We start from the raw sequence: 17,106 nt of genomic DNA, 5'->3' as shown, positions 1-17,106 counted from the left end.
CGCGCCTATGTTCGATCTGCCCCTCAGCCATTTGGTCAGGTGCCTGACTTGATCTTGGTCCAGGCCCGTGTCCTGGCACGCTCTGCATCACGCCCCAGGGGCTTGAGGGTGTATAGCGTGGTCATTGCCGCCTCGGTCGGGTAAAGGTTGGGGTTGTTGCGGATCGACGGGTCGACCTGGTCGGTCGCGTCCTTGTTCGGGTTCGGGTAGCCGACAAAATCGCTGATCGGCGCGATCACCGAGGGCTGCAACAAGTAGTTGATAAAGGTGTAGGCGTCCTGCGGGTTTTTGGCGCCCTTAGGGATGGCGAGCATGTCGAACCAGATCGGTGCCCCTTCCTTGGGCAGGCGCATGTCCACCGTTACGCCGTTTTTCGCTTCTTTGGCGCGGTTGGCAGCCTGGGAAAAACTGCCCGAATAACCGACGGCCACGCAAATGTCGCCGTTGGCGATATCGGCCATGTATTTGGAGGAGTGGAAATAGGTGACATAGGGGCGGATCTTCATCAGCAGCGCTTCGGCTTTGACATAGTCCTTGGGATTGCCACTGTTGGGGTCCAGGCCCAGATGCTGCAAGGCCAGCGGCAGGATCTCGGACGGCGAATCCAGCAGCGCGACACCGCACTGCTTAAGCTTGCTGATGTTCTCTTCCTTGAAAATCAGGTCCCAACTGTCCAGCGGCGCATCGGCGCCGAGCGCGGCCTTGACCTTGTCGGGGTTGAAGCCGATCAGGATGGTGCCGTACATGTAGGGCACGGCGAATTTGTTGCCGGGGTCGTTGGCTTCGATCAGCTTCATCAGCTTGGGGTCCAGATGCTCCCAGTTCGGCAACTGGCTGCGGTCCAGCGGCTGGAACACGCCAGCTTCAATCTGCTTGGCGAGGAACACATTGGATGGCACCACCACGTCATACCCGGAGTTGCCGGTGAGAAGCTTGGCTTCCAGGGCTTCGTTGGTGTCGAAGATGTCGTACACCAGTTTGATGCTGGTGTTCTGCGCCTTGAAATCGTTCAGCGCCTTGGGCGTGATGTAGTCAAACCAGTTGTAGACCCGCAGGGTTTTCTCTTCGGCGTTGGCCACGCCACTGGCGACGGCCGCGCAGAGCACGAGCGACTTGAGCATCTTCATCGAGAAACCCCCTCAAAACCTTCGAGAACGTTGACGGCATTGATGCCGATTTCTTCCACCGCGTAGCCGCCTTCCATCACGAACAGCGTGGATCTTCCCAGGCGGGCAATGCGCGCACCCATCGCCAGGTAATCCGGACTGTCGAGTTTGAATTTCGAGATAGGGTCGTCCTTGAATGTGTCCACGCCCAGGGATACGACGATGATCTCAGCGCCGTAGCGATCGATTTCTATGCAGGCTTGCTCCAGCGCTGCGCTCCAGGTTTCCCAGCCGGCACCGGCCGGCAAAGGATAGTTGAAGTTACAGCCAACGCCTGCGCCTTCACCCAGCTCGTCGGCATAGCCCAGGAAAAACGGAAACTCCGCTTCCGGGTGGCCGTGGATCGAGGTGAACAGCACGTCGTTGCGAGCATAGAAGATCGATTGGGTACCGTTGCCGTGGTGGTAGTCCACATCCAGAATCGCGACTTTCTTGTGGCCCTGATCAAGAAAGGCCTGGGCGGCAATGGCGGCATTGTTGAGGTAGCAATAACCGCCCATCAAGTCGCCGGCTGCGTGGTGTCCCGGCGGACGGCACAAGGCGAAAGCACTGCGGGCGCCTTGCTGGATCGCTTGTTGAGCGGTGAGCGCGACCTGAGCCGCCGAGTACGCTGCCTGCCATGTGCCGGCGGTAATTGGTGCGCCACCATCGAAGCTGTAGTAACCCAACTGGCCATGCAGGCTGGCGGGCAATACGTGGCGCAGAGTGCGTGCCGGCCAAGTGAAGGGCAACAAGTCGCCGTCCTGCCCGAGTTCGGCCCAGCGCGCCCAGGCACCCTGGAAGAATTCCAGGTAGTCGCGGCTATGGACGCGTTGCAGCGGTTCCAGGCCAAAGTCCTGTGGCGACTGTACCGCGCCAAGCTGACGGTCCTTGACCCGTTGCAGCACATGGTCGGCGCGAGACGGCATCTCAAAGCAGGGCATCAACTGCCCGTCCATCAGTTCACACCGGCCATGGTGCAGGTGGTGATCATCCGAGTAGATCGTCAACATTGTTGTTCTCCGCGGGCTGTATCGGTGCATACAGTCTTGCGGTGGACGCGATTTATGAGAACGGCAGGTGCGGCCAAAAGGGGATAAATATGGCCAGATTATCTGTCCGTAAATCGCCCCTCAACAGGGCATCATGCACGAAACTGGCTCGGTGCCACGCCGCTCCAGCGCACAAAGGCATGCCGAAAACTCGCAGTCTCGCTGAAGCCCAGAGCCTCGGCGATCCGGTAGACGGGCCACCGGTCCTGGACCAGCAACTGCTTGGCGCGTTCGAAACGAAGTTCGTCGAGCAGCTCCTGATAGCTGCAGCCCAAGCCGTGCAAGTGTCGACGCAGGGTGCGCGCCGAACAGTTCATCTGTTGGGCCAGCCCGTCCAGCCCCGGTGCGGCATGCAGCTGTGCAGCCAGCAACTGGCGGATCCGCGCCAGCCAGGCGTCGCGCCCGGTGAACTCGGTATTCTGTTTGCGACAACGTTCGACCATGGCCTGGTGGGTCACCGCGTCGGCCAGTGGCAAAGGCTGGCCAAGCCAGCGTTTATCAAAGCCAAACGCATTGGCAGAGGCATTGAACTGCAACGGACAGTCGAAACATTCGGCGTAGCGCGCTTGGTAATCTGGCGCATCGTGCTCAAAGCGAGCACTCAGCAAGGGTAGTGGGTGGCCGAGCAAGTCGTCGCAGATGACCTTCAGCGAACCCAGGCACAGCTCGACATTGAAAACGGTCAGTGCCGGATTCTCGCGGTAATCGCCAGCGGTGAACCAGATGCTTTCGCCGTGCTCCTCCAGGCTCAGCTCGAACAGTGTTCCCAAGAGCGCTGGATAACGTAGCGCCAGGCGTAACGCGTCACCGAAAGTGGCACTGGTAAGCAGGGCATAGCCAAGCACGCCGTAAGACGAGACATGCATGCGCCTCCCCACGATCAAGCCTATGTCGCGCTGCAGAGCCACGGCATTGGCACATACCCGCATCTCCTGATGGGTAGCGATACGCGTGTCGGCGCGACTCAAGTCCGCTGCGCAGATACCGCTGCCGGCCAGCAACTCTTCGGCGGCCCAGCCTTGCGCCTTGAAAGTGCTCAGGACCAGCGAGACAGCGTTGAGGGTGGTGAGGTGGGAGTGCAGCATGGGGACATCCGACAAGGCGATGTGTGCAAGTAAAGCAAGGTATGTGCCGGTGCGCTCAGCTTGCCCTACGGGTATGCAATGGCTGCGCACTGCTACCTGAAGACACAGATCCGGACTAGAGCAGGCGCCTGCATTACCCGCTCTAATTTTTCAGCCAGCCGTTAGGTGGCCCTATTCTTCGGCACGGTCTTTTTCCGTCGCTTCCTTGACCAGCACCATGCTTGGCGGTGTAGACAGTGCTATGCCTAATTCTCGCAGGCGCCCCAGAATCGTAAACAACAGGTCGCTTCTGGCGCCCCCCACAGAGCGTGGGCTGTTGACGTAACCGCTGATACTGATGATCAAACCTGTGTTGGTCAGGTCCTTGAAGGACACCGATGGGGGTGGCGTGTCGAGGATGGCTTCGTGCTCGCTGAAGGCCTGCATCAGCAATTCGCGTATCTTCAGCACATCGGTATCCAATGGCAGGGTCAGTGTGACGCCGACGACCCCCAACGCGTTGCCCATGGTCACGTTACGGACGTTCTGCGTGATGAACTGCGAGTTTGGCACGATCACCGTCGAGCGGTCGGCCATCTGGATTTCGGTCGCACGCACGTTGATCCGGCGAATATCGCCTTCGACACCTGCAAGGCTCACCCAGTCCCCGACTTTAACGGGACGTTCGGTCAGCAGAATCAAGCCAGAGATAAAGTTCTGCACGATGGCTTGCAGGCCGAAACCGATCCCCACCGATAGCGCACTGACCACCCAGGTCAAGTTGGTGAGGCTGATGTGGAGCGTGGACATCACCACAGCTACAACCAAAACGAAGCCGATGTAACCGATCAGGGTCACAAGCGAGGCCTGCATCCCTGCGTCCATATTGGTTTCAGGAAGCAGGCGCTCTCCAAACCACTCCTTGAGCACCCGCACGCCCAGCAGGCCAGCGACCAGGCAAACCAATGCCATCAGAATATCGCTGGGGGCGATGTTGAGGTTGCCAAGGGATTTTGACGTGACGTCCAACTGAGCAAAACTTGCCAGCAGCTCGCCTGGACTGGAACCCGACGGCAGGAAGGCGAGCAGTACCGCGGTGAGCAATAGAAAGGTACGGCCAATACCCGCCAGAACCGTGCTTGCCTGCGCCTGGTGCCGGGCGGACAAGCCCAACGCCGAACCCAGCGCCTTGCCGCCCGGTTGTTTGGGCGACAGGAGGGTTTCGCAGATATCACCGAAGCAGGCGATCAACAGATACGCAGTGGACGCTACCACGCTCACCCAAAGCAGTTTCACCGCCAGAAAGTAAGCCAGCGTCAGGTAGCCGCTCAACAAAGCCAGCAAACTCAGCCCGACCCAGACTGCAACGACAAAAGGGATCAACCCGGCAACGCCGCCCGGGCGCTCCAGCTCAAAGCGTCGGCGGGTTCGGCGGTAGCGCAAAAGGCCGTAAAAGAAGATCAGCGAAACCGTCAGTGCCGTCAGGCCATTGACCGCCACCGTCAGTGCCAGGCTGCTGGCGATCACACTGTTGATTCGCTCCTGCGTGCCGATGATCATCAGTGCCAGCGCCAACACGGCCGGGAAGCGGCCCATGGCCGAGGCGATCTCGTCAGGAATTTGCGGCAGGCGCCACGAGGGATGCGGCAGCATCAACAGCGCGCGGCCCAGCCCGACAATGAAGGCGCAGAAGGTGATCAGCGTCTGAACCTGATCAAGCAGATTGACCACGTCATTACTGAGCACTGCATTGCTCACGATTCCCCATCGCAGCAAGGAAGTGGCAGCGGTAATGGTGAGGATCGTCGAGAGGCCGACTGCCAGTGCCAAGGCACTGCGGCGCAGGCGGCCCTCCGGCAACCAATGGACCATCGACCTGATCAGCAAGCGCTCCAGCAAGCGTCGCACCACGACCCATATCAAGAACGCGCCAAACACAACGCTGATGAACTGCGTACGCTTGCCCGGTGCCAGCGCGCTGTCAAACACCTTGCGGACATCCACCAGAAGTCCGTTCAAGCGTCCCAGGTCGTCATCGGTAGGGCGAATCAGGGTGGACCAGAATGCTGAGCTGAGTGGGCTTGCCGTCCGGGTGCTGATCTGTGAATCGAAGAGGCTGCGGCGCAGGCTGAAGATCTGGGTGGCTAGATCCCGGGCAGACTGGCTTAGCGCATTGGTCTGACGCTGATCATTAGCCATCGCGTTTTTCTGAGCGGTCAGCGTCTTGCGCTGGCTGGTCAGACTTTGCGCCTCGTCGGGTTGCATTGGTCCGAGAATATTGAGCTGATCATTCAGGTGCTCGATCTCTGCAGTTTGCTGGGCAACCAGATTGTCGGCTTGTTTTTGCACCTGCAAAGCGGCCTGACGCAAGCTTGAAAGCAAGTCATCGTTGGCGCTGACCGTTACCTTTTGCCGGATCTGGTCCAGTTGCTCATTCAGGTCATCCAGGCTCGGCGCGTCCACTACCGGGGCTGCACTGCTGGAGCTGTCGGTTTGGGAGGCGGCAGCGGTCTGGGCTAAGGCTGGCAAAGTCACGCACAGCAGAAGCAGGACGAGCAGTCCAGTGTAAAGACGGTTGGGTGAAACTTGCTGCATTCTCTTTCCTTCTTTGCGGTAATCGGCTCAGCGAACCCTGCATATTTCCAGGGCCCGGTCTCGAGACATCCGCTGTCGCGTCAGTGTTTGGGAATATCATGCTGCGCTACGCGCATTGAGCATTCTCGGCGCTGAGACTTTTCAAGATCCCGTAGTGCCAGCTCAGGATCTGGATCCGCTGTCGGTATCCGGTACTTTCATGAGACGTGTCAGACGGGCATGCAGCCGACAATAACAAAGCGGCGGGGCAGGCTTCACTTACAGTTGCCTGCTTTCCGATAACCAGCCCTCTGAGCTTCAGCTTCTGAATCGAAAGCCACCTGGTTCCTGGCCGATATTGAGCTGTAGCTCGGGCATCCTGAGGGGAGATGGTACACATGACTGTTTTTGTTACCGATGATCGACCCTGTAGCCGCTTGGCCGGTGGCAGGTGATTCTGTTCGCTGTGAGGTGCGATTCGGGATTGCGCTCACCACGCCGTCTCCAACCGCCTTGTAACCCTGAGTCCATACCCGCTCGCCCGTCACGAAGGGGTTTCGATGCCCCATGATCGCGGCGATGCGGCTGTCCCGCTCTTTTTCCCAGGCCGTCACCGGATGCTGCTTGTCCCAAGCCATTAGCAGCTGTTGCTGCTGACGTGACATGCTCAGGTTGTACCTGTCGAACATATAGAACGTCGTTCTCGCGACGAGGCCTTTGACCTCATCACGCGGTTCGGCAACCCGCTGGTCGAAATCGACCTTCGTCGGGCACTGGCCATATTGGGGCGCTACGCCTGGGGCCATGCCGTAGTTGAAATTACTGCGGTCACCGTTCACCTCACCCACAGCGGGATAGAGGTTGAACAGGTCGGCTTCCATTGCTCTGAACACAGGATCGTCATCGACGCAGTGCTCCCGACCGCCGTTCTGCCAGCACTGGCGCTGGTGACCAAACGTCCAGGCCGGAACGATGTGCTCCCATTCCGTGCGGTCGGCGCGATTCTGCTGCTCCCTGGCTTGGTAGCCACAGGAGTCCGGGTCTACTCGCCCGCCGGACTTACCGACCCATGTCCATTTGCAGCCGCAGTAGAGATCGCCTTGCGCACTATCGGCCTGGTCGAGATAGACCTTCTGTTTGGCAACGACCTTGGCTTCGGAAAACGTCGAGGGGGGAGAGGCGAAGACAGCGGAAACGACACAGAGACAAAGAGCGAGAGCAGATAACAGCTTTTTCATGAGAGACAGTATTCAGTTTAGGTCGCGCATTATAGGCGCGAGCCTGGCGCAGTCATCCCTGCATACAGCCGCCGTGCTGAAAACGGCGACGCTTATCCCAAAAACATGCTTCTGACAGCGCTCATAGAACATGAAACTGAGACAGCTGGTCACCGGTCGGAACAGTCAGCGATTGTCTGCGTCTACCTGAATAACTACCGGATCCGTCTTGAATCGAGGGACTGATTCAATTCAGGCCCCGCCACATTCCCTGTTCGCTTGTGTAGGACTGCGGCCAACATGGAGTACGGATAGCGTCAACCCAGCGACCATCGACCTACACCACCGCGGAACCTAGCGACAACGTGAGATTGATGCAGAGGATCAGAACGATGGAGAAAGTGAAAATCTTGCGCGCCCAGTGTCTTGGATCAGTAAGGCGTGTTGAGGAATAAGCTAATAACAGCCAGTAACCGCCAAGACCCAAAACCACAATGCCGTAGGCCACATTGAGATTCGCAATGATGTCTAATCCGACCGCGCTCAGGATAAAAGCGAGCATGTAACCTTTCATCTGCCTCTGGGTGCGTACCGGCCCCAGTAACGGAAGTCCTGCAGCACGGAAATCATCCTGACGCATGACTGAAATGGCATGGGAATGCGGCATCTGCCAGAAACAGAAGACAGCAATGAGTAAGGCGGCCGTCGTATCGAATTGACCGCTTACGGCGCAATAGCCAATCACCGGCGGCATCGCTCCCGAAATACTGCCAATTAACGTACCCCAGAGCGAGCTTCGCTTCAGCCAGCAGCTGTAAACACCCGCATAAATACTCAGACCAGTGAGCGCCAACAGGCATGCCATTGCGTTGGTGCCGATCCACAACAATAAGAACCCACCGACCCCCAACGCAATGGCATAACACAGGGCTGCCCAGACCGGGACGATCCTGATCGCCAGTGCCCGATAACACGTGCGAATCATTCGACGGTCTATGTCGCGGTCAACGCAGTTGTTCAGCACGCAGCCGCAACCAATGACCAAAGCGGTTCCGATCACGGTCGCGGCCAAGTGCGAGGCTGAGGCGAGATGTCCATCAGAGGCGAGAAAGTAACCGCCAAGCACCGAAGCGAGATTACCCAGAATAATGCCGGGCTTCGTCAGTTGGAGCCCGACATTCAGGGGCGTCAGGTAGTGCTTCAGTGCGCCAGCATATTGTGATGAATGCCGTTCATGATCCATAACGAGAGCCCGACCAGCAGGAGAATGATGACGGCGGAAAATATCAGTGCAATGAGATTCCAGCGCTGCTCCACCGCAGTATCCAAATGCAGGAAATACTTGAGGTGCGCAAAAATCTGTATAGCGCCGGTGGCCACAACCAACCATGCCGTGACGTTACGCGGAAGCGAGGGATACATTACCAGGCCGAATGGGATGAGCGTCAGAACAACCGAGATTATGAAACCAACCAGATAGGAGCGACTGCTGCCATGGCTGGTGCCAGCGCTGCTGTGTACGGGACTTTGATGATACATTTCAGGCCACCCCCAGCAAGTAGATAACGGTAAACACACAGATCCAGACCACATCCAGAAAATGCCAAAACAGGCTCAGACAGCTCAAGCGCGTCGCGTTGGTACTGCTGATGCCGCGGCTGCGAACTTGAACCATGAGCACCGCCATCCATACCAGGCCTGTGGCGACATGCGCGCCATGAGTGCCAACAAGAGTAAAGAATGCGGTAAGAAACGCGCTGCGATCAGGCCCATATCCCTGTTCAATAAGATGGTGGAATTCATTAATTTCCATGGCAATGAATCCGAGACCTAACAGAAAAGTGGCGCCCAGCCACCGCAACACTAGGGCAGGGTCGTTGCGGTTCATGGCCAGCATCGCGTAGCCGTATGTGATGCTGCTTAACAACAGCAGCATGGTTTCCGCCAGCACGTAGGGCAGCTCAAAAATATCGACTGTCGAGGGCCCGCCAGCCACGCTGTCGCGTAATACGGCATAACCTGCGAACAGGGTGGCGAACAGAATGCAGTCCGTCATCAAGTAAATCCAGAACCCGAATACGCTCAAAGAGCCGGCGTCCTCATGACCCTGTTCCTGGTTATGGGCGATATCCTTTTCCATCACAGTGTTGGTCATGATCAAGCCTCCGCGAGGTCTTTGAGACGGGCTTTTTCGATTCTCGCTACTTCATGCGCGGGGATGAAGTAGTCGATATCCTCGTCGTAGCTGCGAACGACCAGGGCAACCACTGATGCGAGCAGGCCGAACAGGGCCAACCACCAGATATGCCATACCAGTGCAAAACTACAGATCAGCGTAAATAAGCTGATCACCAGACCTGCGGCTGTATTACGGGGCATGTGGATACTTCGGTAATCGGTATGGCTCAGCGTGCTAAACCCACGCTCTTTCATGCCCCAATAAGCGTCCAGATCGCTGACTTTAGGCTGCTCCGCGAAGTTGTACACGGGAGGCGGCGACGCCGTTGCCCATTCCAGAGTGCGTCCATCCCAAGGGTCGCCGGTCAGATCCCGCGTCTTGTGACGATTGCGAATACTGACAAAAAGCTGTAGAGCCTGGCACGACACTCCAGCCAGGATGATCGCAACACCTACCAACTCCAGCAAAAGCCAAGGGCGCCATTCAGGATTGTCGAAATGGTTAAGGCGACGGGTCATGCCCATGAAGCCCAATACATAGGATGGCATGAACGCAAAGTAGAACCCGGTCAGCCAGCACCAGAAAGCGATGCGGCCCAGCTTGTCGTTCAGAGTGAAGCCGAACGCTTTAGGAAACCAGTAAGTCAGCCCCGCCATGTACCCAAATACAGCCCCGCCGATGATTACGTTGTGGAAGTGCGCGATAAGGAACAGGCTGTTATGCAGAATGAAGTCAGCGCCAGGGACAGCCAGCAAGACGCCTGTCATTCCGCCGATACTGAATGTCACGATAAAGCCCAACGTCCATAGCATGGGGGTTTCAAAGCGCACGCGTCCGCGATACATGGTGAACAGCCAGGTGAAGATTTTGACCCCTGTCGGCACCGCGATGATCATCGTCATGATGCCGAAGAAGGCATTGACGTTACTGCCTGCTCCCATCGTGAAAAAGTGGTGGACCCATACGACGAACGACAGGATGGTGATTGCGATGGTCGCCCAAACCAATGACACATAGCCGAACAGCCGCTTGCTGCAGAAAGTAGCGGCTATTTCGGAAAATACGCCAAATGCCGGCAAAATCAGGATGTAGACCTCGGGATGGCCCCAGGCCCAGATCAGGTTCACATACATCATCGGGTTGCCGCCGGCCTCACTGGTGAAAAAATGCATCCCCAGATAACGGTCCAGCGTGAGCATGAGCAGGGTCGCAGTAAGGATGGGGAACGCAGCCAGGATCAGTATCGATGTGCATAGTGCGTTCCATGTAAATACCGGCATCTTGAATAAGGTCATGCCTTCGGTGCGCATCTTCAATATGGTGACGAAGAAGTTCACCCCGGTCAGCAACGTACCGATTCCTGATATCTGCAATGACCAGATGTAATAGTCGACACCCACACCGGGGCTGTATCCCAGCTCTGAGAGGGGCGGATACGCCACCCAGCCTGTTCGGGCAAATTCGCCGACCCCCAGCGAGATGTTGACTAAAGCAGCACCTACGACGAATAACCAAAAGCTCAACGCGTTGAGAAACGGGTAGGCGACGTCGCGCGCGCCGATCTGTAAGGGGACGACGATATTCATCAGGCCTACGACAAATGGCATTGCCATGAAGAAAATCATGATGACGCCGTGCGCCGTGAATATCTGGTCGTAATGTTCAGGGGGGAGGTAGCCCGGGCCGCCGTCTGCAGCCATAGCTTGCTGCGTACGCATCATTATTGCGTCGGAAAAACCTCTCAGAAGCATGACAAGCGCCACGATGATGTACATGCAGCCGATTTTCTTGTGGTCCACTGAGGTGAACCACTCTCGCCACATATAGCCCCACTGGCGCTTATAAGTGATTGAACCCACCAGTGCTATACCGATCAGGCCAACGAACGCCAGGGTATACATGACGATAGGTTCGTGGGTGGGTATCGCATCCCACGTAAGTTTCCCGAACATGTCAACGCTCCTCAGCCAGCAAACTGGGTTGTTTATTTGAAGGGTCGGAAGGGCGCTGATTTCGTACCTGCTCGCGCTTCGCTCCGTTACGTTTATTCATGCCTTCGTATTTATCGACGATATTCAGGAATAAACGGTCCTGTACGCTGGAGTAATAGGTAACGCGGTGAGCGATCGTGGGTTTGGCGAGCTCTGCATAACTGGCGAGATCCAGCTGCTGGCGAGACGTTTTGACCTTTTCCACCCAGCCTTCGAAGTCAGCCGGCGTCAGCGAAAAGGTGCTGAAGTGCATGTCCGAGAATCCCGGGCCATTATAGTTAGCGGCAATGCCCCTGAACTGTCCGGTTTCGTTTGCAATGAGATGCAGCTTGGTCTGCATCCCGGCCATGGCGTAGATCTGGCCTCCCAAAGCCGGGATAAAGAACGATGTCATTGCCGCGTCGGATGTAACTGTAAAGCTGGCAGGCGTGTGGACTGGTAGTGCCAGTTCGTTGACAGTTGCGATTCCGAGATCTGGATAAATGAACAGCCATTTCCAGTCCGTAGCGACCACCTGAACATTGATTGGCGGCGTGTCCGACTCCAGCGGTCGATAGGGGTCCAGAGCGTGGGTGCTCTCCCAAGTCACCCACCCCAACACGACAATTATCAGAAAAGGGACTCCCCAGACAACGGCCTCGATTTTATGCGAGCTGGCCCACCTGGGCGAGTACCTGGCTTTCTTGTTGGTCGCCCTGTAACGATAGGCGAACACAAATGTCATGACGATGACGGGAATAACCACCAGCAGCATAAGCCCGGTCGCCAAAATTATGAGGTTACGTTCCTCAATGGCGACTTGACCCTTGGGATTGAACACAATGAGATTGCATCCGGACAGAAGAATCGCTGCAGCAATATACGCCAGGCATTGACCACTCGATCGTTTCATTACCTGCATCTCCAGCTGGGTCGCCCGGCGTTTGATACTGGACGCACATAGTAGAACGGTTCAGATCATCGACTCTTCAAACTGCGCTAACGATGCAGCAAAGTTGTCCGCCTTGAAGCTACCGATATTTAGCAAGCGAACTAACTAAAGATGTCAGAATGATATCAATTATCTCGTCGCAAACGTATCCTTAAGCGCCTCGTCGAGCTGTCGCTTACTCTAGCTATAGGATTAGACGGACTATAGTTATTAACTGTTCGGACAGGGGGCGATCAAAGTTGGTTTACCGATCATCGTCATCTGCTGACAAACGGTCTATCAAGCGAAACGGTGATGACCGGTTATCGGGATATAGGTTTGCCAGCGTGCCAAGGATAGAACTCATCAACCCATAAGCGGATCTTTGAGGTTAGCCCTCATGTACCGTTCAATCTCGGAGAATGCTATGTTTATTCGTGGCGATACGTACAAGAAATGGGCTCAAAATACCGCGGCCGACGAGTCTTATAACCAGGTCGTGGAGAATGGATGCCATATAGAAGTGAGGTCAAGGGAGATGACTAACGGTGACGTTGAAGTATTGGTTTGTGTCTACGGCACCGATGGGCAGCTCGTGACTGAGCGCATTAAGATATTTCCGGGCAACGAATGGACGGTGCAGGATGCGCTCAAGCGCGGAATAGACCAGGCGGAGCGAATCGCGGGTGGCGAATCCGGCCGGCTGCCGTGCGCCGACGCCGACAAGCATGACGACGAATGATTGGATGGTGGGAAGTCATCATTTTGACCGCGGGCCAATATACCCACTGGATGGCTCTGTTCGATGATACAAGCGGGGGAGCCGGCTCATCTGGAAACGCGCCAGGGCAATATTGAACGAGCGGATGGTATGGCCGTTACGTAGGCGTGTGTCTGGCGGAGCGTCTGCTGAATACTTAGCCGCGACAGCTATTGGAATTCGCCTGCGTTGATTGCCTGGAATAGACCTGCAGCGATCAACGCAGACGGAGCCCTCCACGTACCAGGCTCATGACCAGGCCACAAGGGGCTTAGCCCCAGATTAGAGAGCGCAGCAATCACCAGCATGGAGTCGAGGTCAGCATTCAGCGTGTTCTCACAGCGGCTATCGACGGGTGTAAAGCCTATGGCTTGCCACGGTCACACCCGTCGCCTCGAAAGGATCAGTGGTTATCCTTGCAAATTCCCGAGTGGCACCGACTTGCCATAACCGGCAGTTTTCGGCCAAAAGCGGACGCTGTCTGTAGCCAAAGTTGACCGTTCGTGAATCCATATTGCAGCATGGTATTGACGTGTGGCAGCGCTGAGCGGCCACCCTGTAAGCGCTGCCTTCGCACCTAACCGGAAGAAGCTCATGATCATGGTGCTACCTGAGATCGAACTCGACGAACTGTCGGTGAAAGCGGAAGCAGACGGTTTAACGCTGAGTGATCTAATCCCCCTTTGCGAAAGGTTCGGCGTTGCACCGCATGATGTGCTGAACGAGCTGTCCGTTGCGGTTGCAGAAGGCTATCTTCAAGGATCTCTGCCTTACGATTTTTGCGACGGGGTTATGAACGGGATCATAAATGCTGTGATTGAAGTAGGCATCACTAACGACATGCCTCAGCCCGCTTTCTCGCTTTACCAGGCATTCGATCAAGGTGAATGGTTCCGCAGTAACGACCCACCGGAAACTGGCCCCAGTGAGAAATACACGAAGGAGGTGGTCGCGGAAATAATGCGTAGCCTTAGAGACTAGCCTTCACAGATCGGGAGGTTTTTGCTTTTCGGCTGGGAGGTAGTGGAACGAGCGCCAATTTTGGCCGCCCTCTGGCTGCCGCGAGGGCCGTAATCGACCCAAAGTAGACGGTGAAGCTGAGCCATCCACTGGTACGTACTTGGATGCAAGCGTATTGTTCGATGCGCTTTACCTCTCTTGGAAATTTTGACAGAGGACGACGAACATGGATGTTGTACTGGCTCATAAGATTGAGGGCGCAGAAAGCGAGTACTTACGTTCGCGCGTTGAGAGCCTGGCGAAGGTAAGCGGAAATCCTTATGGTGCACGTGTTTTTTTCAACGCAGACTTTCCGTGCTTTCAAGTGAACGCATCGCCTAGCCCAATGTTCAACCGCATCTATGGTGACATTGCCAGCGATCCCCTGGCGGTGCTGAAATTGCTCAATGAGTCAGCGCAGCGACCGACTGTAACCCCTCTTATCGGAAAAACTTCGACGCTGGAGCAATGCGCTTTTGTGGGAGAAGCACGGCTTGAGCGTCTGAGGGGGTGGGTTCACTTGCAATTAGCTTGTGCCATTGAAAAAGTGGTTTTGAGTCGTCACTCATTCGAAATTGAAGAGGTCACCTCGAAGACTCTGGCTCTATTCGCAGAAGTGCATGCGGGCGGCTTCCATACCAAGCCGGAGCATCGGCTGCTGAATCAGGCTTCCTTTGCAGGGCAGATGCATAACGGACGTCTGAAAATCTACGTCTTGAAAGCAGAAGGGGCAGTGGTAGCAGGGGCTTCGATGTACCTGGCCAGCAATGGCATTGCCTACCTTGGAACGGCGGCAACCCGAAGGGATGCTCGGGGCCACGGCTACCACGGAGCACTGATTTCTCACCGAATAGAGCAAGCAAAGAAGCATGGATGCCACTGGGTCGCTGCGACCGCGCTGCCCAGCTCTCAAAGCCGCCGAAATCTGGGACGTGCCGGGTTAACGGCATCACATGCCCAAGCACTATACCGTCTGGCAGATAGCTGAGATAAACGGCTGAGAATGACCACCCGCTTTTGGCCGAGAACAGCCGGTCGTAGTCCCATTACTCCTCACCAACAGGCAAGGAGTCAAAAGCCAGGAAAGTGGTTTTTAAGGAATTCTCAGTACGCTGCGCTGGCACTCAAATAATGCGCCGCAGGGAAGCAAATTATGTTTAATGGCTGGAGCTACGCCCTGGCAGGGTGCCTGCTTCGCAGTGGTGCATGACCAGTACGTTTTATATCGATCTTCGTGGTGAGAGATTCTACCAACAGGCTGTCCCTTGCTTACAACGGGCGAATAGCAAGCTCGAAGCAGTATCGCCTGATACCCCTACGGCAGGCGCGGAGGAGAAAAAGCGCTCCCTGGCTCTGGTCGAGGAAGCTGGCGCACTGCGCAGATCACTCTGTTTGAGCAGGCGGCCATCCTTCATCATCCCGTGGCCCGATATCGTCTGGGACTGATGAACGTGATGGTGTATCCGAGCGAAGTATGCGTGCGATTTGCTTCGTCACGAGCTTCAACTCTGGGTCGGTTGCAGCCAGTGGTGACGGGCCGCAATCGACCCAAAGCAGCAGATCAGATCGGGCAGAGATAGGCCAGAAGCCGTCACTTTAGATTGTTGGTCGACGTCGCTTGTCGTCAGCAACCCGTTGAACTACCTACCAGTGATGAACTGCCATGACCGGTCCCGCTCGCCCCCACTTATAAACACCACTGGTCCGGTCGATCCTGCTTTATCACTGCTTCGCAGTGACATCCACTGTGTTTTCGGTAACGACAGCGGTCACCGTCGTGGCTGTTGTGAAGTACATCGGCAAACTGGTCAGTTGTCGTCCGTCCGGGTAAGTAACCACAAACTCCATGGAGGACTCCCCCGCAGCTTTGAACCTACGTATTGCTCTCGGCGCGATGGCTGGAAACTGTTTTCGATGGGTATTCCATTGCGCAACAACCTGCACGGTGGCGCCCGATTGGTTCCGAGCGACGACCGTGGGCGTCGCCCAGGATTTGACACCTGGCAGCAGTGCGGCACAAAGCGTTAGTAAAAGCAGGAGGGTAGCTGCAACACGTCGAAGTAGCGTCGAGCTACGGGTCATATAGGTTCCGTTAATGGCGTATAGCTTCGCTTGTACAAGCGGTTGCCCGCGAGCTTCAGCAATGGGATACGCCCCCAGCGGGGAAGTCTGCGCATCTTGTCACGGGCGGCGCATTGCTTCTGGACCCAATCGACACGTGGCATGCGCTGACGCGAGTATTGGGCGAGCGCATTGCCGATGTTCGAAGCCGCGGCCAGCGTTTCAGCCAGTACCAAGGCATCCTCCATGGCCATCCCGGCGCCTTCTGCCATGCTCGGAGAAGAGGCGTGCGCCGCATCGCCGATCAGCACCACGTTCCCTTTTACCCACTTTTCCATGACAACTTGCTCAATCCGGCCGAAGTGAACCTGAGCGTCAGCGGGCCTATGAGTGATGAGCTGTGACAAGGGGGCCGAGAAGTTGGCCAAAAAGGTGCTGTGGGGAAAGTCGGTCTGGTTCCGCTGCGCCTGCTTCTCGCTCACCGCCATGTCTGCATAGACGTAAACCTGGCCGGCGCCAATCGGTATGGCCAGCAAACTCATCGCATCTCCGAGCATTACGGTCCAACCCTCGACTCCTACGGTATCCATGGTAATGAAGCGCCAGCATACGTTGCCGGTATACGAGGGCCTAACGTCCGGGAAAAGGCTCCGGCGCACCTCGGAGTTGAGGCCGTCCGCGCCAACTACGAGGTCGTACTCGCCGGTGGTGTGATCGGCGAAGGTCGTCAGGCATTTCGCGTCAGACTGCTCGATACCGGTGACCGAGGTGCCGAAGCGAAGGTCAGTGTCACGCAGCGAGTCGCGCAGTGCGGTGTGCAGGGTGGCGCGGGGCAGCGCCAGGCACTGCCCGCACGACGACCAGACATCAGCGGTCTGCGTGACGCTCAGAGGGTTTCCTCGGTTATCGAGGATGCGCTGCGTAGTGATAGGCATTGCGACCGATGCAATCGAGTCATGCAGTCCCAACGCATGCAGGGCTCGGGCGGCATTGCCTGGCAAGTAGAGCCCGGTCCCGCCTTGCGGCGCATCGGCCCTGCGCTCGACCAAGTCGGGGCTGAATCCCCGCAGCTCCAGTGCCCTGGCCATTGCGAGGCCGGCGATACCACCGCCAACAATCAATATTCTCATCAGGTTACGCCTTCAGTGCAGTGG

At 56.6% G+C, this 17,106-nt stretch carries 14 protein-coding genes; 3 read left to right on the top strand and 11 right to left on the bottom strand.

What is annotated here, in order from left to right:
* Positions 1-35: 35 nt before the first annotated feature.
* The 10 genes from J3P77_RS13340 to cyoA form a co-directional block, all read right to left on the bottom strand.
* Entirely contained in the window at positions 36-1,127 is a 1,092-nt protein-coding gene (locus J3P77_RS13340) for a polyamine ABC transporter substrate-binding protein (RefSeq protein WP_434677096.1), read from the bottom strand.
* On the bottom strand, positions 1,124-2,158 hold the full coding sequence (locus J3P77_RS13335) for a histone deacetylase family protein (RefSeq protein ID WP_434677095.1): 1,035 nt from the start codon (positions 2,156-2,158) through the stop codon (positions 1,124-1,126). The genes J3P77_RS13340 and J3P77_RS13335 overlap by 4 nt, the downstream gene beginning before the upstream one ends.
* Positions 2,159-2,289: 131 nt before the next feature.
* Positions 2,290-3,282: an AraC family transcriptional regulator gene (locus tag J3P77_RS13330; RefSeq protein ID WP_434677094.1), complete on the bottom strand. Its 993-nt coding sequence runs from the start codon at positions 3,280-3,282 to the stop codon at positions 2,290-2,292.
* 171 nt (positions 3,283-3,453) lie between these two features.
* A complete protein-coding gene (locus J3P77_RS13325) occupies positions 3,454-5,856 on the bottom strand; it encodes a DUF3772 domain-containing protein (protein ID WP_434677093.1) in 2,403 nt (800 codons plus the stop codon).
* Positions 5,857-6,110: 254 nt separating this feature from the next.
* Positions 6,111-7,073: an endonuclease gene (locus tag J3P77_RS13320; protein WP_434677092.1), complete on the bottom strand. Its 963-nt coding sequence runs from the start codon at positions 7,071-7,073 to the stop codon at positions 6,111-6,113.
* A 316-nt stretch (positions 7,074-7,389) separates the two neighbouring features.
* Positions 7,390-8,295, bottom strand: coding sequence for a heme o synthase (cyoE, locus tag J3P77_RS13315; RefSeq protein WP_434677091.1), 906 nt, complete (start codon positions 8,293-8,295; stop codon positions 7,390-7,392).
* Complete coding sequence (cyoD, locus tag J3P77_RS13310) at positions 8,253-8,591, bottom strand: cytochrome o ubiquinol oxidase subunit IV (protein WP_434677090.1); 339 nt, start codon at positions 8,589-8,591, stop codon at positions 8,253-8,255. Before cyoD ends, cyoE begins: the two co-directional genes overlap by 43 nt.
* Before the next feature lies 1 nt (position 8,592).
* Positions 8,593-9,207, bottom strand: a complete 615-nt coding sequence (gene cyoC, locus J3P77_RS13305; RefSeq protein ID WP_434677089.1) for a cytochrome o ubiquinol oxidase subunit III — start codon at positions 9,205-9,207, stop codon at positions 8,593-8,595.
* A gap of 2 nt (positions 9,208-9,209) precedes the next feature.
* Positions 9,210-11,183, bottom strand: a complete 1,974-nt coding sequence (gene cyoB, locus J3P77_RS13300; protein ID WP_434677088.1) for a cytochrome o ubiquinol oxidase subunit I — start codon at positions 11,181-11,183, stop codon at positions 9,210-9,212.
* Between the two features lies 1 nt (position 11,184).
* Complete coding sequence (gene cyoA, locus J3P77_RS13295) at positions 11,185-12,114, bottom strand: ubiquinol oxidase subunit II (RefSeq protein ID WP_434677087.1); 930 nt, start codon at positions 12,112-12,114, stop codon at positions 11,185-11,187.
* Positions 12,115-12,532: 418 nt separating this feature from the next.
* Between cyoA and J3P77_RS13290 the strand changes: the two genes are divergently transcribed.
* The 3 genes from J3P77_RS13290 to J3P77_RS13280 all read left to right on the top strand — a co-directional run bounded on the left by J3P77_RS13290 (position 12,533) and on the right by J3P77_RS13280 (position 14,879).
* The gene (locus J3P77_RS13290; RefSeq protein ID WP_434677086.1) at positions 12,533-12,874 is read left to right on the top strand and encodes a hypothetical protein; all 342 of its coding nucleotides are present in this window, start codon (positions 12,533-12,535) and stop codon (positions 12,872-12,874) included.
* A gap of 612 nt (positions 12,875-13,486) precedes the next feature.
* Complete coding sequence (locus tag J3P77_RS13285; RefSeq protein ID WP_434677085.1) at positions 13,487-13,873, top strand: hypothetical protein; 387 nt, start codon at positions 13,487-13,489, stop codon at positions 13,871-13,873.
* 205 nt (positions 13,874-14,078) lie between these two features.
* On the top strand, positions 14,079-14,879 hold the full coding sequence (locus J3P77_RS13280; RefSeq protein ID WP_434677084.1) for a GNAT family N-acetyltransferase: 801 nt from the start codon (positions 14,079-14,081) through the stop codon (positions 14,877-14,879).
* A gap of 1,090 nt (positions 14,880-15,969) precedes the next feature.
* On the opposite strand, the gene J3P77_RS13275 is transcribed toward J3P77_RS13280, so the two are convergent.
* On the bottom strand, positions 15,970-17,082 hold the full coding sequence (locus J3P77_RS13275; RefSeq protein ID WP_434677083.1) for an FAD-dependent monooxygenase: 1,113 nt from the start codon (positions 17,080-17,082) through the stop codon (positions 15,970-15,972).
* Positions 17,083-17,106: the final 24 nt, after the last annotated feature.

Origin of the sequence: Pseudomonas sp. R1-18 (assembly GCF_051132095.1) — a bacterium.
GTDB lineage: Bacteria > Pseudomonadota > Gammaproteobacteria > Pseudomonadales > Pseudomonadaceae > Aquipseudomonas.
The sequence above is the reverse complement of the archived record's forward strand: the minus strand, read 5'-3'. Positions and strand labels throughout refer to the sequence as shown.

Coding starts and splice junctions, on each gene's coding strand:
- J3P77_RS13335 (WP_434677095.1), bottom strand. CDS start 2,158: ATGTTGACGATCTACTCGGATGATCACCACCTGCACCATGGCCGGTGT.
- J3P77_RS13275 (WP_434677083.1), bottom strand. CDS start 17,082: ATGAGAATATTGATTGTTGGCGGTGGTATCGCCGGCCTCGCAATGGCC.
- cyoA (WP_434677087.1), bottom strand. CDS start 12,114: ATGAAACGATCGAGTGGTCAATGCCTGGCGTATATTGCTGCAGCGATT.
- J3P77_RS13285 (WP_434677085.1), top strand. CDS start 13,487: ATGATCATGGTGCTACCTGAGATCGAACTCGACGAACTGTCGGTGAAA.
- cyoD (WP_434677090.1), bottom strand. CDS start 8,591: ATGTATCATCAAAGTCCCGTACACAGCAGCGCTGGCACCAGCCATGGC.
- cyoC (WP_434677089.1), bottom strand. CDS start 9,207: ATGACCAACACTGTGATGGAAAAGGATATCGCCCATAACCAGGAACAG.
- cyoE (WP_434677091.1), bottom strand. CDS start 8,295: ATGGATCATGAACGGCATTCATCACAATATGCTGGCGCACTGAAGCAC.
- J3P77_RS13330 (WP_434677094.1), bottom strand. CDS start 3,282: ATGCTGCACTCCCACCTCACCACCCTCAACGCTGTCTCGCTGGTCCTG.
- J3P77_RS13290 (WP_434677086.1), top strand. CDS start 12,533: ATGTACCGTTCAATCTCGGAGAATGCTATGTTTATTCGTGGCGATACG.
- J3P77_RS13325 (WP_434677093.1), bottom strand. CDS start 5,856: ATGCAGCAAGTTTCACCCAACCGTCTTTACACTGGACTGCTCGTCCTG.
- J3P77_RS13340 (WP_434677096.1), bottom strand. CDS start 1,127: ATGAAGATGCTCAAGTCGCTCGTGCTCTGCGCGGCCGTCGCCAGTGGC.
- J3P77_RS13320 (WP_434677092.1), bottom strand. CDS start 7,073: ATGAAAAAGCTGTTATCTGCTCTCGCTCTTTGTCTCTGTGTCGTTTCC.
- J3P77_RS13280 (WP_434677084.1), top strand. CDS start 14,079: ATGGATGTTGTACTGGCTCATAAGATTGAGGGCGCAGAAAGCGAGTAC.
- cyoB (WP_434677088.1), bottom strand. CDS start 11,183: ATGTTCGGGAAACTTACGTGGGATGCGATACCCACCCACGAACCTATC.